Source organism: Corynebacterium sp. KPL2850, from assembly GCF_040225855.1.
Classification (GTDB): Bacteria; Actinomycetota; Actinomycetes; order Mycobacteriales; family Mycobacteriaceae; genus Corynebacterium.
This window is the reverse complement of record NZ_JBEHFV010000003.1, coordinates 47539-72963: the sequence shown is the minus strand read 5'-3', so window position 1 is coordinate 72963 and position 25425 is coordinate 47539. Positions and strand designations below refer to the sequence as shown.

The 25425-nt window shown below is 61.2% G+C and carries 21 protein-coding genes; 13 read left to right on the top strand and 8 right to left on the bottom strand.

The window, feature by feature from the left end:
• Window positions 1–206 precede the first annotated feature (206 nt).
• The 3 genes from ABRP93_RS01750 to ABRP93_RS01740 form a co-directional block, all read right to left on the bottom strand.
• Window positions 207–2039, bottom strand: a complete 1833-nt coding sequence (locus ABRP93_RS01750; RefSeq protein WP_349886649.1) for an AMP-dependent synthetase/ligase — start codon at window positions 2037–2039, stop codon at window positions 207–209.
• Window positions 2040–2190: 151 nt separating this feature from the next.
• Complete coding sequence (locus ABRP93_RS01745; protein WP_349886647.1) at window positions 2191–2466, bottom strand: hypothetical protein; 276 nt, start codon at window positions 2464–2466, stop codon at window positions 2191–2193.
• Window positions 2459–2662, bottom strand: coding sequence for a hypothetical protein (locus ABRP93_RS01740; protein WP_349886646.1), 204 nt, complete (start codon window positions 2660–2662; stop codon window positions 2459–2461). Before ABRP93_RS01740 ends, ABRP93_RS01745 begins: the two co-directional genes overlap by 8 nt.
• Window positions 2663–2700: 38 nt before the next feature.
• Between ABRP93_RS01740 and ABRP93_RS01735 the strand changes: the two genes are divergently transcribed.
• Window positions 2701–3963, top strand: coding sequence for a carboxylesterase family protein (locus ABRP93_RS01735; protein WP_349886644.1), 1263 nt, complete (start codon window positions 2701–2703; stop codon window positions 3961–3963).
• A gap of 6 nt (window positions 3964–3969) precedes the next feature.
• On the opposite strand, the gene idi is transcribed toward ABRP93_RS01735, so the two are convergent.
• Together idi and ABRP93_RS01725 are read right to left on the bottom strand one after the other, a co-directional pair.
• Window positions 3970–4512 carry an isopentenyl-diphosphate Delta-isomerase gene (gene idi, locus ABRP93_RS01730; protein WP_349886643.1) on the bottom strand — a complete coding sequence of 181 codons (543 nt, stop codon included), beginning with the start codon at window positions 4510–4512 and terminating at the stop codon, window positions 3970–3972.
• Window positions 4509–5057, bottom strand: coding sequence for a hypothetical protein (locus ABRP93_RS01725; RefSeq protein ID WP_023023457.1), 549 nt, complete (start codon window positions 5055–5057; stop codon window positions 4509–4511). Before ABRP93_RS01725 ends, idi begins: the two co-directional genes overlap by 4 nt.
• Window positions 5058–5224: 167 nt before the next feature.
• Here ABRP93_RS01725 and ABRP93_RS01720 point away from each other — a divergent pair, with 167 nt between their 5' ends.
• The 11 genes from ABRP93_RS01720 (at window position 5225) to ABRP93_RS01670 (ending at window position 20148) form a co-directional block, all read left to right on the top strand.
• Complete coding sequence (locus tag ABRP93_RS01720; RefSeq protein WP_349886641.1) at window positions 5225–7111, top strand: ABC transporter ATP-binding protein; 1887 nt, start codon at window positions 5225–5227, stop codon at window positions 7109–7111.
• Between the two features lie 42 nt (window positions 7112–7153).
• Window positions 7154–8284 (top strand): MalY/PatB family protein, encoded by a 1131-nt coding sequence (locus tag ABRP93_RS01715; RefSeq protein ID WP_349886640.1) that lies wholly within the window; start codon window positions 7154–7156, stop codon window positions 8282–8284.
• Between the two features lie 214 nt (window positions 8285–8498).
• Window positions 8499–9926, top strand: a complete 1428-nt coding sequence (brnQ, locus tag ABRP93_RS01710) for a branched-chain amino acid transport system II carrier protein (RefSeq protein WP_349886639.1) — start codon at window positions 8499–8501, stop codon at window positions 9924–9926.
• A 188-nt stretch (window positions 9927–10114) separates the two neighbouring features.
• Complete coding sequence (locus tag ABRP93_RS01705) at window positions 10115–11134, top strand: LLM class flavin-dependent oxidoreductase (protein WP_349886638.1); 1020 nt, start codon at window positions 10115–10117, stop codon at window positions 11132–11134.
• Window positions 11135–11322: 188 nt separating this feature from the next.
• Complete coding sequence (locus ABRP93_RS01700) at window positions 11323–12843, top strand: ABC transporter substrate-binding protein (protein WP_023023467.1); 1521 nt, start codon at window positions 11323–11325, stop codon at window positions 12841–12843.
• Window positions 12840–13805 (top strand): ABC transporter permease, encoded by a 966-nt coding sequence (locus ABRP93_RS01695; protein WP_349886636.1) that lies wholly within the window; start codon window positions 12840–12842, stop codon window positions 13803–13805. Before ABRP93_RS01700 ends, ABRP93_RS01695 begins: the two co-directional genes overlap by 4 nt.
• A complete protein-coding gene (locus ABRP93_RS01690) occupies window positions 13802–14623 on the top strand; it encodes an ABC transporter permease (RefSeq protein ID WP_349886634.1) in 822 nt (273 codons plus the stop codon). Before ABRP93_RS01695 ends, ABRP93_RS01690 begins: the two co-directional genes overlap by 4 nt.
• Window positions 14620–16068 carry an ATP-binding cassette domain-containing protein gene (locus ABRP93_RS01685; RefSeq protein ID WP_349886632.1) on the top strand — a complete coding sequence of 483 codons (1449 nt, stop codon included), beginning with the start codon at window positions 14620–14622 and terminating at the stop codon, window positions 16066–16068. Before ABRP93_RS01690 ends, ABRP93_RS01685 begins: the two co-directional genes overlap by 4 nt.
• A gap of 60 nt (window positions 16069–16128) precedes the next feature.
• Window positions 16129–17820, top strand: coding sequence for an FUSC family protein (locus tag ABRP93_RS01680; protein ID WP_349886631.1), 1692 nt, complete (start codon window positions 16129–16131; stop codon window positions 17818–17820).
• Window positions 17821–17965: 145 nt separating this feature from the next.
• Window positions 17966–19768, top strand: coding sequence for a BCCT family transporter (locus tag ABRP93_RS01675; protein WP_349886705.1), 1803 nt, complete (start codon window positions 17966–17968; stop codon window positions 19766–19768).
• Entirely contained in the window at window positions 19768–20148 is a 381-nt protein-coding gene (locus tag ABRP93_RS01670) for a hypothetical protein (protein WP_349886629.1), read from the top strand. The genes ABRP93_RS01675 and ABRP93_RS01670 overlap by 1 nt, the downstream gene beginning before the upstream one ends.
• Before the next feature lie 67 nt (window positions 20149–20215).
• Here the strand turns inward: ABRP93_RS01670 and ABRP93_RS01665 are convergent, their stop codons facing one another.
• On the bottom strand, window positions 20216–21592 hold the full coding sequence (locus ABRP93_RS01665) for a M20 metallopeptidase family protein (RefSeq protein WP_349886627.1): 1377 nt from the start codon (window positions 21590–21592) through the stop codon (window positions 20216–20218).
• 157 nt (window positions 21593–21749) lie between these two features.
• Between ABRP93_RS01665 and ABRP93_RS01660 the strand changes: the two genes are divergently transcribed.
• Window positions 21750–22739, top strand: a complete 990-nt coding sequence (locus ABRP93_RS01660; RefSeq protein WP_349886626.1) for an HNH endonuclease signature motif containing protein — start codon at window positions 21750–21752, stop codon at window positions 22737–22739.
• Between the two features lie 333 nt (window positions 22740–23072).
• Here ABRP93_RS01660 and efeB read toward each other — a convergent pair whose 3' ends face one another.
• Together efeB and ABRP93_RS01650 are read right to left on the bottom strand one after the other, a co-directional pair.
• Window positions 23073–24302 (bottom strand): iron uptake transporter deferrochelatase/peroxidase subunit, encoded by a 1230-nt coding sequence (gene efeB / locus ABRP93_RS01655; protein ID WP_349886624.1) that lies wholly within the window; start codon window positions 24300–24302, stop codon window positions 23073–23075.
• On the bottom strand, window positions 24302–25423 hold the full coding sequence (locus tag ABRP93_RS01650; RefSeq protein WP_023023487.1) for an EfeM/EfeO family lipoprotein: 1122 nt from the start codon (window positions 25421–25423) through the stop codon (window positions 24302–24304). Before ABRP93_RS01650 ends, efeB begins: the two co-directional genes overlap by 1 nt.
• Between the last annotated feature and the right edge of the window lie 2 nt (window positions 25424–25425).

Here is a 25425-nt window from a genome sequence, read left to right as displayed (position 1 = left end):
TCCGCGGTTTTCTTTTTCTAACCTCTAGTAGAGGTTGAGGTTTTCGGCGACGACTCATGACTCTATGCCAGATCGTCCACCGCGAGAGCGCGACACTCCGAAGCGTTTCACAGGTTTATGGCAGGTTCGCGCTTCGCCCATTGTGACCTGCAAGAAGAAAAACACCCGAGGAATAAAATCCCCGGGTGTACCCGTTTCGCGCCTTTCTAGCGCTTGTAAATGTGCTCGATGGCGCTGGCGTAGCGTTGAGCCACCACGTTGCGCTTGACCTTCATCGTTGGGGTGAGCTCATTTTCATCCTCAGTAAGGTCGCTTTCTAGGATGTAGAACTTCTTGATGCCTTCCGCGTGGGAGACAGTGGTGTTCACCTTGTTGACGGCGTCTTGCACCTCGGCGCGCAGGGTGGCGTCGGTAGCCATGTCGCTCATGGAGCGGTTTTCTGGGATATTGTGGTCCAATTTCCACCGCTTGAGAATATCTGGATCCAAGGTGATAAGCGCTCCCACGAACGGCTTACCATCACCTACGACCATGGCCTGCGAAATCAGGGGGTGCCCGCGCAGGATATCCTCCATCGGGCCAGGCGATACATTCTTACCACCTGCGGTGACAATCAAGTCCTTCTTGCGGCCGGTGATGGTGAGCTTGCCATCATCGTCGATTTCCCCCAAGTCACCGGTGTTATACCAGCCATCCTCGAAGGCTTCCTCCGTGGCCTCGGGGTTATTCCAATACCCTTGGAAGACCATGCCGCCCTTGATGCAGACTTCGCCGTCATCGTTAATGCGCATGGTCACCCCGCCCAGCGGCGGTCCGACGGTACCAATGGATTGGTCCAAGTAGTCCACGGCCGCGGCCGCAGCGGTCTCGGTCAGGCCATAGCCTTCAAAAACGGGAACACCAATGCCGCGGAACCAATGCAATAAATCGTGGCCCATCGCGGAACCGCCGGTGATGCAGTACCGAACATTGCCGCCCACGCCCTGGCGGATGGTGGAATAGACCAGCTTGTCAAAGAGCTTGTGCTTAATTTTCAGCAGACGGTCTGGGCCTTCCGGCGTATCGAGTGCCTTGGAGTATTCGATGGCAATCTTTTCGGACTGCTCAAAAAGGAAGCTCTTGATGCCAGAATCCGCCGCCTTCGAGGCCGCAGAGTTGCGGACCTTTTCAAATACGCGCGGCACGCCCAAAATCACGTTGGGGCGAGAGCGGGCGAATTCGATGGAGATGGTGGAAAAATCGGACCAGTGATTCTGTGAAGCACCGCGAATGGCCACGGCGATCGATACGGCACGGGAAAAGACGTGGGCCAAGGGCAAAAATGTCAGGGTGTGGCTACCCGGCACGGCGAATACGCCGATGGGATTGGTGGTCAGCGCCCTAGCTTCTGAGAGCCAATTCCGGTGCGTCAGGATGCAACCCTTCGGCCGGCCGGTGGTGCCGGAGGTATACACCAAGGAGGCAAGATCATCGGTATTGGTGGCGGCAATGCGCGCAGACACCTCCTCGGTACCAATGCTGCGGCCTTCGAATTTCAAGGTATCGATAGCAGAAGAATTAATCTCTAGTACGCGCCGCAGCTGCGATGGCGAGCCCTTCAGGTTTGGTTCCCCGTCGTCTTGTAGGACCAAGTTTTCTACCAATTCGGAGTGCTCGCGGGTTTCGGTAATGGCCAGCACCGCCCCGGAATCCTCAATGATCCAGCGCACCTGGGAGGCAGATGAGGAGGGATAGACCGGAACCGATGCCGCGCCGGCTGCCCAAATGGCGTAGTCCAGCAGGGACCATTCGTAGCGGGTAGCAGAAATGAGGGCAATGCGATCGCCCTGCTTCACGCCTAGCGCGATTAAACCCTGAGCTACTTCAAAGACCTCATCGATAAATTCTTTACCGGTGACATTGACCCACTCGTAATTTGCTGGGCGGGTAAACATGACGCCGTGCGGACGCTTCTTCGCGGTATCCATTAGGGCGGTGAGGCAGGTCTCCCCCGGCTCAATGGTAAATTCCGCCGGGGTGTGCACTTGTTGCAGGGTCACGCGATATCCTTTCGCACAGCTAATAATAATCTGTGCCTACTGTACCAACCGGAGAGCGTATCAACGCGTTTCACCCACGATCGAAGCTGTAATTATTCAGGGCTTATAACACCAGAGTGGCCTATTTATTGGAGCAATCCACCAGCTTGCCCTAGGGCCACAGGCTGCCGATGAGTGCAACGATGAGAACTAGCGCAATCATGGACCACAGCGTAAGCGAGACCCGCGATTTGGGCAGGGAGCGCTTGCGGCGAACGGACTGGGAGGTGCCGGCAACCGGCGTAGTTGTAGCGCGCTCATCCTTTTTGCGCTCTGGATCCCACAGGCCTTCGCGGGGATCTACCGGCTGAATCCTATCCGAGCTGGCGCCGGGTACGTCGCCGCTAGCTGCGTTATTGCCCGCGCCCTCCGAATGTTGTTCAGCCATGGTCTTTTACTGTAGTGCCGCGATCGCGAAACTGGGAAATTAGGGCAGCGCTGCGGTCCACGGCCCACATCAGGCACCACGCAAGGCCAATCATGATGGGCACCACGATGATGACCACGATGATCATCTGTACCCACACGGGCGCCTGCACCAAGAACTGCGAAAATGCGCTGCTCACCTCAGTCAACCACTCCATGGGTTCTTATATTACTTCCCCACGGTAATCTGGCAGGTATGTCGAGCGCACAGATACCCGTCACCATTGCCACCCCATCTGGACGCATCACCGGCTTTAGCCGCGATGGCCTCTCCTACTTTCATTCGCTGCGCTTTTGCGAAATCCCTAGCCGCTTCGCCCCGGCGCGGCCACTGGAGCAGCCCCTCGACCAGGATGCACGGACACCTCAACCGGACGAGGTAGCACTCAGCATCACCGCCCCCGAAAACGCTGCGGATTGCCCCGTGGTGGTCTATATCCACGGGGGAAGCTTCGAAGGCGGCTCGCATGAGGACGAGCGGGTGCCAGGCACGGTAACTGCCCGCAAGGGCATCATCCAGGTCCGGGTGGGCTACCGCGTGGGCCTAGCCGGATTTGCTCGCTTTGCCGACGATGAAGCGGACCGCTACCGCGGCATCGATGACTGCGTGCTGGCTTTGGAGTGGTTACAGGACAATATCGAATCCTTTGGCGGGGATAAAACGAATATCACCCTGGTGGGCCAATCCGCCGGCGCGGCGATTAGCCTGTGGCTTGCCCGGCGCGATCACTACCGCGGTGCTTTTCGGCGGGTCCTCGCCCTATCGCCTGCCTATCCCCGCGACACTTTTGAACACCGCGTGGCGGGATTGCACAGGTACCTCTCGGTGCCCATCGAACAAAGCGCTTTGGAATCGCTGTCGCCCGAGGCATTAGAAAAGGGCTACAAAAAGTTCCGCAAGAAGCACCGCTATGACTTGGCCCTCGGCCCAGCGCCGATGCAGGCCTCCGAATTGGCGGATATCCCCATCGTGGTGAGCTCTACCCGGGATGAGTTTTATGATCTTCCGGCCGGCAAGCGCATCGATAATATGGCCCTGGGCAAGTTTATTTGTAATTACCTTTCCCAACGCTTCGGCTTCCCACACGGGCGCTACACGCAATGGCGCCAGCTCGCGCAGTACGTGGACCCGGACCGCCTGATGGGCCGGATAATCGGCGATTCCCTCGTTCGCCGCTGGACGGCGCAGGTAGCCTCCGGCGCGCCAGGGCCTACCTGGATGATGGAGTTTACGAGGAAGCTTAAGCCGGCGCTGCACTGCGATGAGCTCTACCCGCTCTTCGGCACCGACTGCGAGCTAAATGAGTGGCTCTACCACTTCGCCACCACCGGCGAGCCGGGTTTCCCTCGCTATGGCAGCGACCACCGCGTCCTCGAGTTTGATTTGGATACCGGGGATCGGCGCATTGCTTATGCCACCCTGGATTACGTGGCGGCGGCGTTTTATGAAGAGGACTAACTGCTACTACGCCTGAAGCGCCGTGCGCAATTCAGCTTCCGCCAGTTCCTCGCACATCCACGGGCTAAATACCGCCGGCACGGCATCGGTTGCGGCGATGAGGCGAGTTGGCTCGACCCATTCCCAAGAGTCGACCTCGTCCGAGTTCGGCTGCCACTGCGCTTGGGAGTCGAGCTCTACGCAGTAGACGGGGCAGATTTCATTTTCCACCAGGCCGGAAGAATCTACCGCCCGATAAGAAAAGGTGGGCAGCACCTCGCGCAGGTTAGATAGCGCGTCCGCGGGAATCCCTAACTCGAACTCAGCGCGGCGAATGACGGCATCGGCAGTCGGCTCTCCCGGGCCAGGATGCCCGCAAAAGGAATTGGTCCACACGCCGGGCCAGGTTTGCTTGCTCAGCGCCCGGCGGGTGATGAGTACCTTGCCTTGGCAGGTAACCCACGCGGAAAAGGCAAAGTGCAAGGCGGTGTCGGTGGTATGCACCTCAGATTTGAGGGCAGTACCAATGGCTTTCCCATCAGCACCCGCCAGGACTACCCGTTCCGTCATAGGTTCAGATCCCCCACCCAGGTGACGTTTCCAATGTGCAGGCGAGCATTCCAGAGGTTGCCTGGTGCAACATCGTAACGGTATTGCAGGTTGACCGAGGCGCCCGCGCCCAGCGGGTGATCGAGGCCCGGGGGTTCCACGTCAGGCGCGGAGTTCTCGTCATAGGGCAGGGCCTTTACCTTAGACCAGCCGCCGTTTCCGTCGGCGCGCTCAAGGACGGGGTCATCGAAGGCATCGGTGGGCAGGGCCATTTCGTTTTCATTCTTGAGCAAAATGGTCACCACGGAGCCGCCGGAATTATTATCCGCATAAACCCCCTGCAGCTCCCAGCTGACCCCGAGGCCGGCATCTTTCACCGGGCTCGCCAGGTTGGAAGTAACCTCCTTATCGTCGGTGTCTTCCGCTTGATAAGGCGCTTCTTCCGAGCTGGAGACGGTGATATTGTCCCCCAACCCGGTCTCTTCCGGCTGGAGAATGCTGCATCCGGCCAGGGTCACGGCGAGAAGGCTGACCACGCCTGCGCCTAAAGTGTGAGAAATTTTCACCGTGGATGGATCCTTTGCACGCGAAGATAACTTTATTTCTGCACAGATACCTTAGCCGAAAGCCCGCCCAAGGTATGCATCTGGGCTGCGCGCCGTGGCGTGTGGCATACTGGACTGTCTCTTTTAGGTACTCTTCCTCCGCGCGTCTTTGAATTGAGCATCCCCCCATGAAATCCCTCGTACGCATTACCCGCAGCGCTTCTGCCCTGTGGCCTTATTATCTCGGCGTCTTGCTCGCAGCGACGGTCACCGCCGTCCTAGCGTTGATTTCACCCTTCCTTACCAGGGAAACCACCGACATCATCGTTGAGGCGCTGCAAACAAACGAGCCGCTTGGCGATACCCTCCGTGCCGTCCTCTTCCTAGCCCTCGCCCTTTTCCTGGCCGATGCCGCCAATGCTTTATTCCGGAATGTCGGCAGCTATATCGGCGATGTCATGGTCTCGCGCTTGCGCCAGATTTTATCCAATCGCTACTTTGCCAAGCTCTTGGCGCTGCCGCAGGGCTATTACGATAATCAGGTCACCGGCACGATCATTGCCCGGCTGGATCGCTCCATTGCGAATATCACGCAGTTTATCCAGTCCTTTGCCAATAACTTCTTCACAATGATCATCCAGACCATCGCGGTCTTGGCCATTACCGCCTGGTATTACTGGCCGCTGACCATTTTATTGGCGCTGCTTTTCCCCATTTATATGTGGCTGACCGCGCTAACCTCGAAGCGCTGGCAAAAATTTGAGGCTGTTAAAAACGAAAACATCGACCAGGCCAATGGCCGCTTTGCTGAAGTTATAGGCCAGGTCAAGGTCACCAAGTCCTTCGTCGCCGAATCCCGCGAGCTGGACCATTTTGCCCAGCGCTATGGCACCGTGGTCGATACCACGCGGCCGCAGTCGCGCTGGTGGCACATGATGGATACCTTCCGCGGCATCGCCATGGCGGTTATCTTTTTGGGTATCTACGCGGTCATCTTCTGGCGCACCCTTGAAGGCCACTTTTCCATCGGCGATATGGTCATGCTCTTGCAAATGGTCACCATGGCCAAGCAGCCCGTATTCATGATGAGCTGGATGATCGATACGGCCCAGCGCGCTATCGCCGGCTCACGCGACTACTTCAAGGTCATGGAAGAAGACTTAGAGCCCACCGCCCCGCGCGAGCTGGTCGCAGCAATCACGGATTCCGGCACCCCCGATCTCAACCTCACCCCCATCGCCCCATTGGAGCCAACGCCCGGCGCGCCAGTCTTTGCCTTTGATGATGTCTCCTTTGCCTATGAAGAAGGAAAGCCCGTCGTTACAAACATCTCCTTTTCCGCCCACGAGGGCCAGAAGGTCGCGCTCGTGGGCGAATCGGGCGGCGGTAAATCCACCCTGGTCAACCTGCTGCTGAGCCTTTATCACCCCTCGGCTGGCCACCTCGATGTACTGGGCCACCGCGTCGATGACCTCACCGCGTCTCGCTTGCGCGCATCGGTCGGCGTGGTCTTCCAAGAGTCCTACCTCTTTTCGGGCACCATCCGCGACAATATTGCCTATGGCAAACCTGGGGCCACGGAGGAAGAAATCGTGGATGTGGCCAAGCGCGCCAATGCCCATGACTTCATTGAGACCTTCCCGGATGGTTATGACACGGTCATCGGTGAGCGCGGGCTAAAACTTTCCGGCGGGCAGAAACAGCGCGTATCCGTCGCGCGCGCCATGCTGAAAGATGCCCCTATCTTGGTGCTCGATGAGGCCACCTCCGCGCTGGATACCAAGGCCGAGCGCGCCGTCCAAGCCGGCCTGGATGAGCTGATGAAGGATCGGACCACGCTGATTATCGCGCACCGCCTATCCACCATCGCGGATGTCGATACCATCATCACCCTCGAGGCAGGGCGGATCGATGAAATGGGCTCGCCTGCCGAACTCGCGCAATCCGGCGGCATTTATGCCGAGCTGCTCAAACTCACCCAATCCAGCTCCGCGGCGGACCGCCGCCGGCTGAAAAAGTACGGCTTTGTTACCGGGGCCAATTCCCGCAGCGAGCACGGCGAAGAAAGTGAATAAATCCACTGGGACTGCTGCGCTTAAAGCGTTAAGCTTGTGTGCATGCAGTTTCCTAGCCTAGAAGAGTTGCAAGCCCGCGGAACCCGCAAGTGGACCGTCTTCGATGAAGACGTCCTCCCGCTGTGGATCGCGGAGTCCGATTTCCCCACCGCCCCCGCCGTCAAGAAGGCGCTGCAGGAGATGGTGGATAATGAAACCTTCGGCTATACCCCCTCCCCCAAGGCCTCGGGGCTGCGCGAGGCTGTCGCCGATTTCTATGCGGAGCGCTACGACTGGCGCCCCAATGCCGATCACATCTTCTGGATAGGCGATGTCGTCCGCGGCCTCTTGCTCGGCGTGCAGTACTTTACCCGCGATGATTCCCCCGTCATCGTGCCCGTGCCCTCCTACCCACCGCTGCTGGAACTACCCCGCACGGCGGGGCGCGAGAAGATCGAAACCAGCCTCGAGCTAGATGAGATTGAGCAGGCTTTCAAGGACGGCGCCGGTTCGATTCTCTTGGCCAACCCCTATAACCCGCACGGCCACGTCTTGTCGGAGGACTACCTCCGCGGGCTGGTGGAGTTGGCGGAGAAATACGATGCCCGCATCTTGGCCGATGAGATCCATGCCCCGCTGGTCTATGAAGGAAAGCATATTCCGGTGGCATCGCTAAGCGAGGAAGCAGCGCAGCGCACCATCACCGTCACCGCCACCTCCAAGGCCTTTAATACCGCGGGCCTCAAATGCGCGCAGATCATCTTTTCCAATGCCGCCGATGCCCAGAAGTGGAACGGGCTTACCGGCGTGGCCAAAGACGGCACCGGCACCTTGGGCGTGCTTGCCGCCGAGGCCGCCTACCGCCACGGCGGGGACTTCTTGGACGAGGAAATTGAGTACCTGCGCGAAACCCGCGACTGGTTGGTGGAAGAACTCCCGCAGCGCATCCCTGGGCTAAAGACCTCGCAGCCACAGGCCACCTACCTGTTGTGGCTAGACTTTTCCGATACCGCCATCGCCGGCAATCCCCAGCCCGCTAAGTGGCTGCGCGAAAACGCCCGCGTCGCCCTCAACGAGGGCGATACCTTCGGCACCGGCGGCCCCGGCCACGCGCGGTTGAACTTCGCTACCTCCCGCGAAATCTTGGGCGAGGCACTCGACCGCATGGAAAAAGCCTTCGCCGAGCTCGACTAGTTCTCAGCCGCCCTTTCTCCTCGCCCCATCGCACACGCGATGGGGCATTTATTGTATTTTCACCATGCTTTGATTTCTCAACAGGTGGGCAGTAATATCTCATTACACGAATAGTCCCTATAGGGCTACAGAATTCGCATTCTCGTTCGCGTCGCTTGCCACCACGGCCCTCGGCGCGGCCGACGGTTTTAGTACGCAATGTTAAGGAGCCAGGATGGCTACCACCACTGCCTCAGGCACCCCCAAGAGCAAGGCCACCGTTGTCATTGCCTCGCTCATGCTCTTTTCGATGTTCTTCGGCGCCGGCAACCTCATTTTCCCACCGATGGTGGGCGTTTCCGCCGGCACCAACTTCTGGCCCGCCGTGCTGGGCTTCCTCGCCGCCGGCGTGCTCTTGCCCGTCCTAGCCATCATCGCGGTCGCGATTTCCGGCCGCTCCGTCCGTGACTTAGGAGCAAATGGCGGCGCGATCTTTGGCGTCGTCTTTTCCGCCCTGTCCTATCTTTCCATCGGTGCGTTCTACGCGCTTCCGCGTACCGGCGCGGTATCCATGGAAACGGCGATCACTCCCCTGTTGGGCTGGGAAGGCACGATGGCCAGCGGTGCATTCAATACCGTCTTCTTCCTTATCGCGCTAGGCCTGGCGTGGAAGCCCAATTCCATCATCGATACGCTGGGCAAATTCCTCACCCCAGCCCTGGTGGCGCTGCTGGTGGTCCTCATTACCTTGGCGGCGCTAAACCACCCGCGCGACCCCCAGATGCCCACCGAAGATTATGCCTCTTCCCCCATGGTCACCGGCCTTTTCGAGGGCTATAACACCATGGACGCCATCGCTGGCCTGGCCTTTTCCATCGTCATCGTGGGTTCCCTGCGCTCTAAGGGCTTTAAGACCCAAAAGTCCCTGGTGAAGGGCACCATTACCGCAGCGCTTGTCGCCGGCGCCCTGCTTGCCGCCATCTACCTGGGGCTGGCCTGGGTGGGCCAGACCTTGCCCGATGGCCAGTCCTATGAATCCGGTGCGCCGCTGCTTGCCGAGGCCGCCAATCTCACCATGGGCACCTTCGGCCAGGCCCTCTTCTCCGCCATCGTCGTCCTCGCCTGCCTGACCACCGCGGTGGGCCTTATCACCGCTACCTCCGCATTCTTCGAGATGTTGGTGCCGAAGACGAGTTACCACTTGTGGGCCTGCATCTTCACCGCGATGTCCATCCTCTTCGCCTTCCAAGGCCTCGACACCGTGCTGTCCATCGCGGTGCCGTTTATCACCTTCCTGTACCCACCGGCCATCTCCCTTATCCTGCTCACGCTTATCCAGCCGGCGGTAAAGAAGTCCATCGTGTTCTACTGGACGTACCGCCTTGCCCTGTGGGTATCGGTCATCTGGTCCGCCCTGACCGTTATTTCCGCACAAGGTTGGGGCACGTCCGCCCTGGATCCCATCTTGTCGCTGGCGCCGGGCCAAACAGTGGATCTCGGCTGGATTGTACCTACCGTCATCGCGGCAGTTATTGGCCTGATTGTGGATATCTCCACCAAGGCCGGGGAGAAGCACTCCAACTCCGTGACCGCGGCGGCCGATGCTGATGACGAGGCCGTCGTTGACTCGCCGCTCGATGCCGCGGCATCGCCAAAGAGCTAAGCTCTCTCCTTCCACACCCCGCCGTGGGCCCGCATTCCTCGGGCTCCGCGGCGGGGTTTTGTCTGCGATTTCAACTCAGCTAGGGACGCCGGGATGCGCATGGTCGCGCGAAAAAGTACGGAATAGCCCCGCCCCACGTACCGTTGCACTATAGGTACTATCCCCGCGAGAAAAAGGATTATTTTCCCATGACTGATCAGGCGCCGCTTTCCGTATTGGACTTTTGCACCATCTATGACGGTGAAACCCCTGCCCAATCCATTAACCGGTCGGTGGAATTGGCCCAAGAAGCCGAAAAGCTGGGGTATTCCCGCATGTGGTACACCGAGCACCACAATATGAAGTCCATTATGTCCTCCGCGCCCGCCGTCCTCATCGCGCACATCGGCGCCAAGACGGAGCGCATCCGGTTAGGCTCCGGCGGCGTGATGCTGCCCAACCACTCGCCGTACGTCATCGCCGAGCAATTCGGCACCTTGGAGGAGATGTACCCGGACCGCATCGACTTGGGCGTCGGCCGCGCCCCCGGCACGGACATGAATACCTTGGGCCGTGCGCTGCGCCGCGATGGGCAGTCTGCCGAGCGCTTCCCAGAAGACGTCAAAGAGCTCAATGCGTACCTAGAAGGCAAGGCCTATATCCCTGGGGTCAGCGCGATTCCCGGAGCTAATACGAACGTTCCTATCTATATTCTGGGCTCGTCCATGTTCGGCGCTTCGCTCGCGGCAAAGCTCGGCCTCCCCTACGCCTTTGCCTCCCACTTCGCCCCGCAGCACCTCGAGGAAGCAACCACCTACTACCGGGAAAACTTCCAGCCTTCCGTGCGGTTTAGCGAGCCCTACGTCATCGCCGGAGTAAACGTCACCGCCGCCGATACTATGCAGGAGGCAGAAGCCGAGTACGAGCGCGTGTGCTTCAACCGCGTGAAATCATTCGCCGGCCGCGGCAAGTACCTGACCGACCAGCAGGTAGAGCAGATCATCGAGTCCTACCAGGGCCAGCAAATCCTGGACATGCTGCGCTACTCCGCGGTCGGTACCACCAAGGAAGTCACCGAATACCTGGAGAAGTTCCAAGAGCACGCCAAGGCCGACGAGCTGATGATTTCCCTGCAATCCAGCTCGCACGAGAACGTCATCAAGAATATGCACGTGCTTGCCGAGGGCTGGCAGCTCGATCCAGCCAACGTAGCGGGTACCCCGCGCTAAACCCCGCCTCACTGCGCTACAAAGCGCCGCGTTGGGCCGCCCTCGGCCTCAACGCTGGCCGCTCGGTGCCACCGAGGCTCGCCACACAACAGCCGCTGAGATTGCCCTAATTAATGGCAATATATGCCTCCCCCCGAATGGTTTTAGAGCGTTTATGTGTTGAGTAACACACACGTTATTCTTCATTTATGAAAATTTTGCGCGCGCGCTCAGCGCTGGGCTGTCTCGCGATGGTGACAGCCCTGGGCACGATAACAGCTTGTTCAGCGGGCCATACGGCGGTGGTAGATACCTCCGGCGACAACGCCGCCCTAACGGTGGCATCTAGTTCGGGGGCCACCTCGCTCGATTTCACCACTACCGGTGGGGCCGCCGCGCCCTCGGTGCTTATGGATAATGTCTATGAAACCTTGGTGCGCATCGATGAAGACGGCTCCATCACCCCAGGCTTAGCCAAGGACTGGGACATCAGTGAGGATGCGAAGACCTATACTTTCCACCTGCGCGATGGCGTGACCTTTTCCAATGGCGACCCCTTTACCGCGCAGACCGCAGCCTTTTCCATTAATTACGTAAAAAATGACTGGGCCAACGGCATTTCCGCTGCCATGGACCCGGTCGAAAGCGCCACCGCAGTAGATGACCACACCCTCAAGGTGCGCCTAGAAAAGCCCTCCAATGGCTGGCTGTGGTCCATGGGCACCACCATCGGCGCAATGATGTCGCCTAAGGGCATGGACGACCTCGCAGCGAAGCCTATAGGCACCGGCCCCTACGAGGTGGCGGGATTTTCCCCCTCAGAATTCGTCTCCTTGCACAAGCGCGATGATTATTGGGGCACGCCGTCTGAGCACGATGTCACGGTGCGCTACTTCCCCGATGCCATTTCCTCGGTCACCGCGCTGCGCTCGGGCGGCGTGGACGTCGTCTGGGGCGTGGGCAACCCCGAAATCCTCGATTCCCTGGATGATTCCATCGATACCAACGTAGGCACCACCAATGGTGAGGTCCTGCTTTCGATGAATAATGACCGCGCCCCCTTCGACGATCCGCGCGTGCGGCAGGCCGTGGCCTACGCCGTCGACCGCAAGGCCGCCAATGACATTGTGTGGTCCGGCATGGCCACCGATACCGGCGGCGCGCCCATGCCGCCCACCGATCCTTGGTTCGAGGGCAAGAACTATTACGACTTCAACCCGGATAAGGCCCGCTCGCTGCTTGCCGATGCCGGCGCCGAGGGCACCCCACTTACCATCACCGTGCCCACGCTCTACTACGCCCAGGCCATTTCCGAGCTGCTGTACTCGCAGCTTTCCGATGTCGGCTTCGACGTCACCCTCGAAACCGCCGAGTTCCCCGCCGTGTGGCTGGGCCAGGTTCACGGCGCCAAGGACTACCAGATGTCGATTATCTCCCACGTGGAGGCCCGCGATATCCCGGCGCTTTTTGGCAACCCGGATTACTACCTGAATTACGATTCCGCCCGCACGCGCGAGCTGCTCGATAAGGCCGATACCGCAGCACCTGAAGACTATCCCCGCCGCATGACGCAGGTGGTGGACCAAATCATGGCCGATGCCGGCGCACTGACCGTGATGAATATGCCGAATGTCGTTCTCACGCGCCACGGCATTAGAGGCTTGCACACAGACCAGGTCACCGACGCGATCGTCTTGCGCGATCTCACCGACGACAAGGAGGACCAATGAGTACCTCTCGAGCCCAGGCCTTAATCCGGCCGCTGCTGCGCTTTGTGCTCACGCTTTTTCTCGCCTCCCTCATCATCTTCGCGCTCATGCGCGCCGTGCCGGGCAACCCGGCGCGCGTCGCGTTGGGGGTTAATGCCACTGATGATGCTATCGCCGAGCTCAGCGCCGAACTCGGCCTGGACCGGCCGCTGCTCGCACAGTATGTCGAGTGGGTAAAGGGCCTGGCCACCGGCGATTTCGGCAAGTCGCTGTCCTCGCAGCAGGACATCACCCCGCTCGTCCTTGACCGCCTGCAGGTCACGCTCATCCTCATCGGCCTAGCCATGGCCTTGGCGCTGGCCTGCGCGATTCCCATCGGTATGTGGTTGGCGCACAACCGCAATTCGCGGGTTGCCGGCTTGGTCTCTGCGGGAACGCAGCTGGGCATCGCCGTACCAAGCTTCTTGGTCGGCATCATCTTGGTGGCCATCTTTGCGGTCCACCTGGGCTGGCTGCCGGCCAATGGGTGGGTTCCGCCCAATCGCGGCGTGGGCGATTTCCTGCGCCACCTCATCCTGCCGGTCATCGCCTTAGCCCTAGTCCAGGGCGCTATGCTCACGCGCTATATGCGCTCCTCGGTGCTCGACGTTATGGACCAGGACTATATCCGCACCGCGCGCGCCCTGGGCGATTCCCCGCGTGAGGCCCTGCGCCGCCACGGGCTGCGCAATGCCGCCCTGCCGGTGCTGACGGTGTCTGGCCTGCAATTGACCTCGATGGTGGTAGGCGCCGTGGTCATTGAATCCGTCTTCGTCATCCCCGGTGTGGGCTCCATGCTGCTTGATGCTGTCTCCGTGCGCGATCTGACCACGGTGCAGACCCTCGTCATGTTGCTGGTCACCTTCGCGCTGGCAGTAAACATGCTTACCGATGTCGCCTACCGCCTCATCGATCCCCGAATCAAGGCAGGTGACGCGCGATGAAAATGCGTTTTTCCGGTTGGCTAGGCGCCGTGCTCGTCGGCGCGGTCGTAGTAGTCGCCCTCGTATCGCTGGTGTGGACGCCATACGATCCCACCCTCGCCCAACCTGGTAGCCGCCTGTCCGGCCCCACCGCGGATCACATCCTGGGCACGGACCGTTTCGGGCGCGATACCGCTTCGCGCATCATGGCGGGCGCGAAAATCACGGTATTCGTGGGGCTTATTGCCGTCGGCATCGCAGGGCTTATCGGCATCCCGCTGGGGATTCTCGCGGGCATGCGCCGTGGCACCTGGGTAGAGGCGCTGGTCATGCGCGGCGCCGACGTCGTACTCGCCTTCCCGGCGCTCTTGCTCGCCATTATTGCCGGCGCGGTCTGGGGCCCATCGACGCTCACGGCCATGATTGCCATCGGTATTTCCGGCATCCCGTCCTTTGCCCGTGTGGCGCGTTCTGGCACGCTGCAGGTAGTCACGCAGGACTATATCGCCTCCGCCCGCATCTCCGCCGTGCCGGGCTGGAAGGTTGCGGTGCGCCACGTCCTGCCGAATATCGCGGGCCTTATTATCGTCCAAGCCTCGGTGTACTTTGCCCTCGCCATCCTCGCGGAGGCGGGCCTGTCCTACCTCGGTTTGGGGACGCCTCCCCCGGCCGCCTCGTGGGGCCGCATGCTGCAGGATTCCCAATCGCTGCTGAGCACCGATCCCCTCCAGGCCCTCTGGCCAGGCCTTGCCATCGCCGCCACGGTCTTGGGCTTTAACCTGCTTGGCGATGCCCTCCGTGATGCCCTCGACCCCCGCATGAAAGGAGCCACGCGATGAGCCTTTTAAGCGTGCGCGATCTCAGCCTCAGTGCCTCCGAATCCTCCCTCGTCGGGCCTCTTAACTTCGAGCTCGAGGCGGGCGAAAAGCTCGGCATCATCGGCGAATCCGGCTCTGGTAAATCACTGACCGCGCTGTCCATCATGGGCTTGCTGTCCACGGGCATTTCCGCCACCGGCGAGGTCACAGTGGCCGATCACCAGATCATCGGCGCGCGGGATTCCGCTATCCGCCCGCTGCGCGGCAAGACCATGGCCATGGTCTTTCAAGAGCCCATGAGCGCGCTGGATCCCTTAATGCGCATTAGTGCCCAGCTCACCCACGCCGGCGCACACGATACCGCCGCGGCCCTAGAGGAAGTCGACCTCGACGCCGACCTCGCCTCGCGCTTTCCCCACCAGCTATCCGGCGGGCAGCGCCAGCGCGTCCTCTTAGCCATGGCCATGGCGGGCAGCCCCGACGTGCTCATCTGCGACGAGCCCACCACCGCCCTCGATGCCACCACGCAGGACGGTGTCCTCCGCGTCATCGAGCGCGTTACCGAACAACGCGGCACCGCACTGCTTTTTATCACCCACGACCTCAATGTCATCCAGCGCATGTGCCCGCGGGTGTTGGTCATGCGCGACGGCTACATCGTGGAAGAAGGCCGCACCGAGCGCGTGCTTACTAAGCCCCGCCACGCTTATACCCAAGAGCTGGTCTCGGCCTCGCAGCCGCCCGACTTCGCCCTCACCCCGGCGGGCGAGGGGAAGGATGTGGTGGTATTGGAGGGCATCGGCAAGCAGCATGGCTCCCAGGCCGCGCTGGCGGGGATCGATCTCCGCGTGCGCCGCGGCGAGCGGCTCGGCATTGTCGGTGGCTCCGGTTCCGGCAAGACCAGCCTGCTGAAGATTGTGGCGGGCCTGGATGCCCCGACCTCTGGAACCAGCACCGTGGACGGGCGCGTGCAGATGGTTTTCCAAGACCCGCAAGGTTCACTGAACCCGCGGCTGAAGATCTGGAAATCCATCGCCGAGGCCATGCCCGGGCGCCTATCCAAGGCCGAGCAGCGCGAGCGCGCCGCCGCCGCACTGGAAGAAGTGGGAATTTCCGGCAAAGCGCTCGACCGCTATCCCCACGAGTTTTCCGGCGGGCAACGCCAACGCATCTCCATCGCCCGCACGCTGTGCGGCGAACCGGATATTCTACTTGCCGATGAAGCCGTCTCCGCCCTCGATATGTCCGTGCAAGCCCAGGTGCTGGAATTGCTCGCCCGCCTCATTGAGGATCGCGGGCTGACCCTGCTATTTGTCACCCACGATCTCTCCGTGGTGCGCGGGCTCTGCGATAGGGTCGCCGTGCTCAACCGCGGCGAACTGGTCGAACACGGTCCCACCGAGCGCGTGTGGTCGAAGCCCGAGAGCGACTACACCCGCCGGCTCATCGCCGCCGCAGGGCAATAAATTCCCACGGCGTAAGGTGGTTGCGGTAGACGTTTTTAGCGAAAGGAGTCCCACAGGCTCGTGAGCATCGACCACCCTATCCCGCAACGCCCCAGCACCACCCAGTTGCTGACCGCCTTTAATACCGCCTCCGTGCGCTGGCCCGGTGCCCTGCGCGCGGCTTTGGCGCTGCTGATTCCCGGCGCCTTCGCCATGCTCACCGGCCACGACTACGCCATCTTGCTGCTGGCCACCGGCGCCTTTGCCGTGATTTTCGGCGAAGGCCATCCCTTTCGCACTCGGCCCCGCGTCATCCTCACCGCTGGCTTGGCCCTGACCACCGTGGCGACCGTGGGCGTGCTGGTCGGCCACCTCATTTTCGTCCCCGGGCACGGGCACTGGTGGCTGCTGCTCGCAGGTCTCTATTCCCTCCTGCTCGCCGCGCTCTGCGGCTTTATCCAGAACGCGCTGCGCCTGCCGCCGCCAGGCGCTTTCTTCCTCGTCTTGGTCGGCGGCGGTTCGGTGATGCTGGCACGGACGGATACGAGCGTTAGCCAGCTGTTCCTCTGGTCCCTAACCGGCGTGCTGGCCAGCTTGATTTTGGGCATGGCGCCCGCGCTCATTGATGTGCACGGCCCCGAACGCCGCGCCGTCGCAGCCTTGGAAAAGGCCACCGCCGCGTTTGTCTCCGGTGAAGATGATTCCCTCGCCCGCCACCACCAGGCCCAGACGGCGTTGTCGACGGCCTGGCAAGCGCTTGCCGATGCCGGCATTATCCGCGGCGGCCGCATCATCAACTCCGCCGCCGCAGGCCTGGTGGATCGCACCTTGCAGGCCCAAAGGCGCATCGTCGCGCATAACCGCGCGCTGGACTTGGGTTCTTCCTCCGATCTGCTGACTGATTACGCCACCGATGTGGATCCGCACCGCACCGCCATCCCGCACACCCGCCCCACCGGGCGCTACCGCATCTACCGCGCCGCGGTGCGGGATTCGCATGCCATGGTGACCACGCAGAAGATCGTGGTCTCCGCCGCCATCACCACGGTAGTCAGCCTGTCATTAGGTTTTGACCGCCCAGACTGGGGCGTGGTCTCCGCCTTCCTCATGCTGCAGTGGGGGCCAGACCACGTCGCCGGCACCGTCCGCGGCATCCACCGCATGCTCGGTTCCATCGTCGGCGTCATGCTGTTTTCTATCTTCCACTACTTCGGCGTGTCCGGGTGGAGCTTGCTCTTCGCCCTCGCCGCCTGCCAATTCTGCGCGGAGATTTTTGTAGCCAAGAACTACGCCATCTGCGTCATCTTCTCCACCCCGCTCGCGCTGCTGATGGGCAATTCCGCGCAGCGCCCCCTCTGGCCCACCATCCAGGCGCGCATCAGCGAGGTCCTCATCTCCATCATCGTGGCCACCATCGTGCTGTGGTTCTGGCAGCGCTCCGCGCCCATCCGCAACCAGCACCGCCTGCAAACCCGCGCCATGGAATCCATGTCCACCCTGCTCGGGCTCCTGTTTATCAATACTCCCGAAGAGGTCCTCGCCAGCCGCCGCGACCTGCAATACGAGTTGTTATCCGAGCGCCGCGCCATCCAATCCCTCGCCGCCGATAACCCCGCCACCGCGCGAGAATTGTGGCCGCGGCACATCGCCATCCAGCACGCGGGGTATTTCTTACTCGATTATTGCTCCACGCACCCGTTCAGGATGGCAAGCAGGGAGGAACTAGATGGCATCGTCAAGCAGATTCACGCCGCGCATGCCCACCCGCGCTAGCTTGTGGAATGCGTTGCGGTGCTGAACAATTGAAGCCACTACCCCTCGCCGAGCTAAGGACACCGTGACTTCTTCCTCCCGCGCCTATAAGCGCTCCCTCGAACCGCACGATAAGGGCAGCGCCGTCGGGCTCTACCCGCACAATATGCACCCCGGGCTGGTGCCCGGCATCAGCGTTGAGGACCAACGCAACCGCTTCGGCCTGGATAAATCGCTATTTTCCATCACCGCCGTCCTCATCGTGGCCTTCATTATTTGGGGCATTACCATGCCCGATAACCTGGCCGCCGCCTCCTCCACCGCCTTTAACTGGGCCATCACCAATACCGGATGGCTGCTGAACATCACCATGCTGCTGGCCACCGTGACCATGGCCTATATCGGGTTCTCCCGCCTCGGCCGCATCAAGCTTGGCACGGATACGGAAAAGCCCGAATTCAGCTACTTCAGCTGGGTAGCGATGATGTTTGGCGCCGGCATCGGCGTCGGCATCTTCTTCTACGGGCCCTCCGAGCCGCTATCGCACTACCTCAGCCCTCCCCCGCACACCGTGGATAACGGCAGCTCCGTCGAGGCATTGCACCAAGCGATGGCCCAATCGCACTTCCACTGGGGCATTTCCCCGTGGGCAGCCTATGCTTTGGTTGGCGCCGCGATTGCCTACTCCTCCTACCGGCGCGGGCGCGTTCCCCTCATCTCTTCCATCTTCCAGCCGCTCTTCGGCTCCCGCGCCACGGATGGTCCGCTGGGCAAGCTTATCGATGTCATGGCGCTTATCGCCACCCTCTTCGGCACCGCCGCTACCCTGGGGCTTTCTGCGATTCAAATCGGCGAAGGTGTCAGCATCATTCGCGGCGCAGGCCCCATGACCAATTCCGCGCTCATCATCGTCATCGCCGTTTTGGGCTGCGCGTTTATCGTCTCCGCAGTCTCTGGCGTCGCGCGCGGCGTGCGCTACCTGTCCAACTTCAATATCACCTTGACCTTGGGGCTAATTGCCTTCGTCTTCTTGGTCGGGCCCACCCTATTGCTGCTGAACCTGATTCCTTCGGGCATCGTGGTCTACATCAATCAATTCCTGCCCATGATGGCCAAGGGGCTGTCGTGGGGCGATGAGACCATTGAATTTCAGTCGTACTGGACGGCGTTCTACTGGGCCTGGTGGATTGCGTGGACGCCGTTTGTGGGCATGTTCGTCGCCCGCATCTCCCGCGGCCGCACCATCCGCGAATTCGCCGCCGTCACCATCTTCGCGCCCACCGCCATTTTGGCGCTGGCTTTTACCATCTTTGGTGGCACCGCCATTTCCTTCAATCAGGATGGCGTAGAGGGTTTCGACGGTGAATCCTCCAATGAGCAGGTGCTCTTTTCGATGTTCCAGGATCTCCCCCTTGGCACCATCACCCCGTTTATCCTTTTAGTCATCCTCGCGGTCTTCTTTATCACCTCGGCTGACTCTGCCTCCGTAGTCATGGGCACCATGTCCTCCAAGGGCGACCCGACCCCGAATAAGCTCATCGTCATCTTTTGGGGCTTGTGCATGATGGGCATTGCCATCGTCATGCTGCTGACCGGCGGCGAAGACGTGCTCACTGGCCTGCAAAACCTCACCATCTTGGCCGCGCTGCCCTTCTGCCTCGTGCTGCTGGCCATGATGGTGGCGTTCATCAAGGATTTGCGCTCTGATCCAATGTTTATCCGCCGCACCTATGCCCGTTCGGCGATGGACAATGCGGTCATGCGCGGCATCGCAGAGCATGGCGATGAATTCGAGTTCTCCGTCCAGCACGCCGAAGACGGCCGCGGGGCCGGGCATGACTTTGATTCCACCGCGGACCGCTATACAGAGTGGTACCAGCGCACGGATGAAGAAGGCGAAAACGTCGATTATGACTTCGAAACCGGCGAATGGTCCGATGGTTACGCCCCAGAGGATGAGGAGAAGTAATGGGTCTTCCCAGCGAGGTCGTCCTCGATGGCTACACCCTCATCGAGCAACACGAGATTGACCACGAATTCTTATTGCGCGGCTCGCCGCTTAGCACCAACATTCCCCTGCTCTTCGCGCTCACCATCGCCGGCATCGCGCTCGTCGCCGCCAGCTTATTCCTGCGCGGGCGCGGGCGGGTCATCGCTGGTGTACTGGGCGCGGTGCTCACGGTGAGCAAGCTGTGGTGGATGCCTTTCGCTTTGGCACGGCACTTCGATGACGGTCAGGTCTTTGGCTATACACTCAAGTACTTCCCGCAATACTGGCCGGTGGCCTCGGTCATTGTCGGCGCCATCGCGTTCATCGGCCTTGCCTCTGCCTTTATCCGACGGCCTTAGCCGCCGAGCACGGCACCTCCAGCGACCTGCCCACTACTCTGGCGCACGCGCAGTTCACAGGGATGAATTACTTCTGCACGCCGGCGGCCTCGCGCATGGCCTTGGTCTGCGCGGAAGGGTGCTCGTTTTCGGTGGCTAGGCGCTCGAAAGCCACGGCGGCGAGCGCTGCCGCCTGCATACCGAGCACGGAGTCGTCGAAACGCATCATCGGCGAGTGGTTCCACTCGCGCTGGTTTTCGGGTGTCGAAGGGTTGGCCGTACCCATCCACAAAAACGTGCCCGGCACCTGCGAAAGGACATAGCCGAAGTCCTCGGAGGCCATCATCGGGGCCTCGAAAGGCTGCATGTTTTCCGCGCCAAACATCTGCCCCCACAGCGTAGCGGCGAATTGATTCTCCCGCGGGTTTGTCTTCGTCGTGGGATACAACACCTCGAAATCCACCTGCGCGGTGCACCGGTGCGAGGCGGCCACCGAGCTGGAGACCTCGGTAATCATTTGGCGGACGGCGTCGATCTTTTCGTCGCGAAGCACGCGCACCGTCGCCCCCAGCGCCGCGCGATCCGGAATCGCGTTATACGCACCATTGCCCGCCCACAGGTTGGTCACGGTGATCACGATGGGCTCCAGCGCGTCGAAGCGGCGCGTGAGCGCGGTCTGCAGCGCCATCTGGATTTCCGCCAGCGCCGCGACGGGATCGATGGCATCGTGCGGGCGGGACCCGTGCCCGCCCTTGCCCAGCACCGTAATGGTTAGGTTGGACGAGCTTGCCATCATCGGCCCGGGAACATAGTGGAACGTGCCCCGATCCTGCGGGCCGACGTGCAGGCCGTAGGCGGCGATTGGGCGTCGGCCAGCGGCATCGAGCACGCCCTCCTCGATCATCGGTTGGGCACCGCCCGGGCCTTCCTCGCCGGGCTGGAACATAAAGGTGACATCGCCATGCAGCTCCTCGCGGTGCTCACACAGCATGCGCGCCGCCCCAACCAGCCCCGCGGTATGCAGGTCATGGCCGCAGGCGTGCATGTACTCATTGATCGACGCAAAGGGGCTGCCGGTCTGCTCATGCACCTCCAGCGCGTCCATGTCCGCGCGCAGCAGCACCGATACCGGCCGCTCGCCGCGCTTGCCACCGCGCAGCACCGCCACTACGGAGCTAAGGTCCTGCCCCACATGGATCTCGAGCGGCAGTCCCTCAAGCGCTTCAAGAACCTTTTTCTGGGTGCGCGGCAGGTCCAGCCCGATTTCCGGGTGTCGGTGCAAATCGCGGCGAATTTCTTGCAGGTCCTCCACCATGTTTTCGCCCATGTCCTGGAAAATCTCCGTCGCCGGCTGCTTGCCGATGCGCGCCCTTGTCACCGGCAGCGGCGGCAACTCCTGCGCTTGGCGCGGCGCGGACTTACGGCCGGGGTGGTTGGGGCGGACAATTTTCGTGGGATCAGTCATGTAGGCTCCTTTACTCGCTGTCATATTCGACATTACCGCAGGTTATCCACAGGGTGAATGGGCGGCGAGGCGACAGGTGTGACGCGTGGGGCGAGTTATCCACAGGCGAGGCGGAGCGGGCTTTCGCGTGGGTGGACGGTGGCTTAACCTCGCAGGCATGACCCGCTTGCAGGACTACGCCCGACAATTAACCTCGCCGATGGAGCTTCTCGGCGAGGTATTCGGCCTTGCCGAGACGGACCTGCGGCGGCTCGGCATTTCCCGGCAAGAATCGCGCGAATTGCTGCTGCTTGCCGATGCCTACTTCGGCCCCACCTCCTTCACCCGCCGCCAGCGCACGTGCCGGGAAACCAAGCACTGCTTAACCACGCTCAAGCTGATTGAAAAATACGTCTCCCGCACCAAGACTAAGCGAGACGCTTGGGCGCTGCGGGCGGAGTTGTGTGCGACGTCGCGGGACATCGACAAGCTGGCGCGCACCCGGCTCAAGGAGATGTATCCTCCCCGCCAGCCCCAGCGCGGGGTGCGCATGACCCGGCGCAAGGGCGGGCCCTCCACGCTGTCTATTACGGGCGATTCCGATTTCATCGCTGACCTGCACTCCACCATAGGGGAGGATTCCCCGCTCGAGGCCGTCGACCGCATCTTCTTTCGCGGTGGTGCCACGCGCCCAGTGGCTAGCACCAATATCATCATCCACCTCGATGAGCTGGATAAAATCTTAAGCGGCGGCGGTGAAGAGGTCACGCTGCAGATGACCAACGGTGCCGAAATTTCCGGGGCCAAGCTGGTGGAGAAAAAGCTTGCCGAGGTTGGACTTGTCACCCTCATTCATCCTTTCGAGGGCCCGGTCAACCTCTATAGAACCTCGCGGTTCGCCTCCGAAAAGCAGCGGCTGATGGCCGCTGCCGAAAACCCCTCCTGCCCGTGGGCGGAGTGCAATTACCCAGCCGATAAATGCCAGGTCCACCATCTCCAAGCGTGGAAGCACGGCGGCGAGACTAATATGGATAACCTGACCATTGCTTGCCCCTACCACAACGGCGTCAATGACGATGACCCGCACGCCCCACCGGTGCGTGGTCGCCTGCATCGCCACCGCGGCCGCATCGAATGGCTACCACCCTGGGCCTCGCCGCCCAGCTAGGTGCTCCCTTAGACTGGCGCCACTGATCTGGAGCCGGAGTGATTCTGCACTCGCCTGGAAAGCTGCGCTCCGCCTGCCGTCGCTTTTCAACTTGCCACCTCTATTAGCAATCGCTGGTCCAGCGGTTGCCGGTTTGGCGCGCCGTGAGACCTGTGAACCTGCGGTGTGGTCTGGGGCGTCGCGAGCAGGGTACGTTTTGGTGTGTCGTGGGCCCTGCGTGCTGGCGGTGCAATTTGGCGTGCCTTCTCGCTAGATCGAGGCAATGCCACGCCCTTTGCACTGCGGTGGAAGCAAAATGCGTGGTTGCCCAGAGATTAGCTGGGCAGCGGGCTTTTAGGCCTCGAGGAGGCTGCGGCCGAAGTAATCGGAGTCGTCGGTAACGCCGGGAAGTGCGTAGAAGTAGCCGCCGCCGTAGGGGCGGATATAGTCCGCCAGCGGTTCGCCCTCGAGGCGTTTTTGCACCGTAATGAATTGTCGCTCCAAGTCCTGTTGGAAGGAGATAAACACCAGCCCCACGTCGAGGGTGCCATTATCGCGCACGCCATTGTCGTAGTTATAAGCGCGGCGCAGCATCAACTGGTCAGCGGTTTCTGGGGTGCGAGGATTGGCCAAGCGGATGTGGGCATCGGTGGGAATGACATCACCGGTGGCATCATCGAGGTAATCCGGTTCGGCGTGCTCATCGCCGCCCGATAGCGGGCCGCCGGTTACGCGGTCGCGGCCAAAGATTTGCTCCTGCTCGGCGATGGAAATGCGATCCCAAAACTCGGTGTACATGGCAATAAGCCGCACCGCCATATAGCTACCGCCCGCAGCCCAATCGGGTTCATCCGAACCGGCCCACACAAGCGAATCATAATCATCGGGGCTGGGATTGACGATGCCATCCTTAAACCCCAAATGATTGCGCTGCGTGCCCGATGGCCGCGGGGAATTCATGTAACCATTCTGCCGCCAGCGCACCGCCACATCGCCGCGGGTATGGCGCAATATATCGCGCAGCGCGTGGAGAACGGTATCGCGTTCATCGGCGCAAATCTGTAAAGCGAGGTCGCCGTGGCACATTTCTTCTTGCAGGGAGTCATCTGCAAACGCTTCCATCGCGCGCAAGTGGGCGGGCTTGTGGGAGGCAAGGCCGAAGCGGTCATCGAAAAGCGAATCGCCCACAGCGAGGGTGATAGATAAATGATCGGCTGGAAGTTCAGGGCCCAACTCGCCCGAATCCATCGCCGGGTAAGCAATGCCATCGGGCGCGGGAGTGCCACCTGCGGTTAAGAAGCGTGCCCTTTCACTTAGCGTACGCAGGAGCTTGTCCAAACGGGCTTTTGTCTTGACCTGCACGTCCAAAGCCACGATTTCCGCGTATTTCTGCGGGGGATTTATGATGCCTTGCTGGTGTTCGCCGTGAAAATCTAGCGCACCCGGCTGATCCAAGGAATCGGCGGATTCCAGTGGAAGCGAGGTGGACTGCGCCTCTGCTCCGGGGGCAGCTGCGCCTGCGGCCGCGGAGGCGGCGAGGCCAGACAGAAAAGAGCGGCGGGAAAAGTTAAACGGGCACGGCACTAGTTCATCCTCCGAATAACGGTCATGGTGGCAACTGGGGCGAGCAGCTCATTCGCCTTGGCGACGCCCGCCTGCAAACGCAAGCGATCCTCCTGCGACCAGTCCTCAAAAGCCACGCTCGGCGTACCACCGTATTTATCGTCGAATTCCTCAGCAAGGGAGTCTAAGTCTGCGAGCTGATCGTAGATGGGCGCGGTGTCCAAGCCGCGATCCTCGACCAAAGAGCGCACGGGATCCAGCGTCATCCGCGTTGACATTATGATTCCACGCAGGGCGGTAGGCAGGGCGTGGGCGCCGAAATCGCGCTCGCCGCGCAGGTCAAAACGTTCGAACTCCTCCATCACCTCATGCGCGCGCAGCCCATAATCCGGGGCGGGGATAGCGAAATGGGAGGTGTCGAGGGCGTGGGCGGTCTGGTCGGTGGCATCGGCAAGCTCGGCGGCGGGGCGGGCGGCATCGCTCGGCGGGCGGCTGGACCACAGGATGCGCTCGATGTCTTCGTAGCCCTCCAATTCCGGGCCCGGCCACTCCGCGCTGGAATCGTCGAAGGAGCGGTAATACTCCAGGTAGTCCAGGTAGGCGGCTTGGGCGGCGGGGCGGGAGGACGCGGTGGCATCGGCAAGCGCATGGGCGCGCTTTTGCAACTCCGGCACGCGCTTTTCCTGCTCTTCAGCCTGCTTGATGGAAACCGCGGCAACCTCGTGATCCGTAATGGGAACCATCTTGGGCGCATTTCTCACCGTGGACCCCGTCACCGTGAAATCCTCCGACTCCACAGCGGAATCGTTGTGGAATACGCAGGTCAGATGGTAGGTCCCATCCTCCAGCTGCGGATTCCATTCGCGCACGGCAGGGGTGCCGACGCGCTCGAGGACCTGATAAGCGTTGCCCTTGTCATCTGAAACGTAGACCGTGAGGGCAAGCCCGGTAGTGTTATTGATCTTCCATTTCGCCTCGCCCTGCACGTCCTCAGGTGCCGGGCAAGAATACACATCGCGCACGGCGAGCTCGCGCGTGGGCTGCTCGCTGCCCTGCCCACTGAGCGTGGCCTGGGCACCCGTTTGCGGGATGGAAAGTCCAACGGCGAGCACGAATGCGGTGGCGAAACGGGAAATCTTCATCA

Bases quoted from the DNA above. Each gene is read 5' to 3' on its own strand.
- ABRP93_RS01665 (WP_349886627.1), bottom strand. From the start codon at position 21,592: ATGACTGATCCCACGAAAATTGTCCGCCCCAACCACCCCGGCCGTAAG.
- ABRP93_RS01720 (WP_349886641.1), top strand. From the start codon at position 5,225: ATGAAATCCCTCGTACGCATTACCCGCAGCGCTTCTGCCCTGTGGCCT.
- ABRP93_RS01695 (WP_349886636.1), top strand. From the start codon at position 12,840: ATGAGTACCTCTCGAGCCCAGGCCTTAATCCGGCCGCTGCTGCGCTTT.
- ABRP93_RS01705 (WP_349886638.1), top strand. From the start codon at position 10,115: ATGACTGATCAGGCGCCGCTTTCCGTATTGGACTTTTGCACCATCTAT.
- ABRP93_RS01740 (WP_349886646.1), bottom strand. From the start codon at position 2,662: ATGGAGTGGTTGACTGAGGTGAGCAGCGCATTTTCGCAGTTCTTGGTG.
- ABRP93_RS01715 (WP_349886640.1), top strand. From the start codon at position 7,154: ATGCAGTTTCCTAGCCTAGAAGAGTTGCAAGCCCGCGGAACCCGCAAG.
- ABRP93_RS01700 (WP_023023467.1), top strand. From the start codon at position 11,323: ATGAAAATTTTGCGCGCGCGCTCAGCGCTGGGCTGTCTCGCGATGGTG.
- ABRP93_RS01660 (WP_349886626.1), top strand. From the start codon at position 21,750: ATGACCCGCTTGCAGGACTACGCCCGACAATTAACCTCGCCGATGGAG.
- ABRP93_RS01650 (WP_023023487.1), bottom strand. From the start codon at position 25,423: ATGAAGATTTCCCGTTTCGCCACCGCATTCGTGCTCGCCGTTGGACTT.
- ABRP93_RS01690 (WP_349886634.1), top strand. From the start codon at position 13,802: ATGAAAATGCGTTTTTCCGGTTGGCTAGGCGCCGTGCTCGTCGGCGCG.
- ABRP93_RS01685 (WP_349886632.1), top strand. From the start codon at position 14,620: ATGAGCCTTTTAAGCGTGCGCGATCTCAGCCTCAGTGCCTCCGAATCC.
- ABRP93_RS01675 (WP_349886705.1), top strand. From the start codon at position 17,966: ATGCACCCCGGGCTGGTGCCCGGCATCAGCGTTGAGGACCAACGCAAC.
- ABRP93_RS01735 (WP_349886644.1), top strand. From the start codon at position 2,701: ATGTCGAGCGCACAGATACCCGTCACCATTGCCACCCCATCTGGACGC.
- brnQ (WP_349886639.1), top strand. From the start codon at position 8,499: ATGGCTACCACCACTGCCTCAGGCACCCCCAAGAGCAAGGCCACCGTT.
- idi (WP_349886643.1), bottom strand. From the start codon at position 4,512: ATGACGGAACGGGTAGTCCTGGCGGGTGCTGATGGGAAAGCCATTGGT.
- ABRP93_RS01670 (WP_349886629.1), top strand. From the start codon at position 19,768: ATGGGTCTTCCCAGCGAGGTCGTCCTCGATGGCTACACCCTCATCGAG.
- ABRP93_RS01745 (WP_349886647.1), bottom strand. From the start codon at position 2,466: ATGGCTGAACAACATTCGGAGGGCGCGGGCAATAACGCAGCTAGCGGC.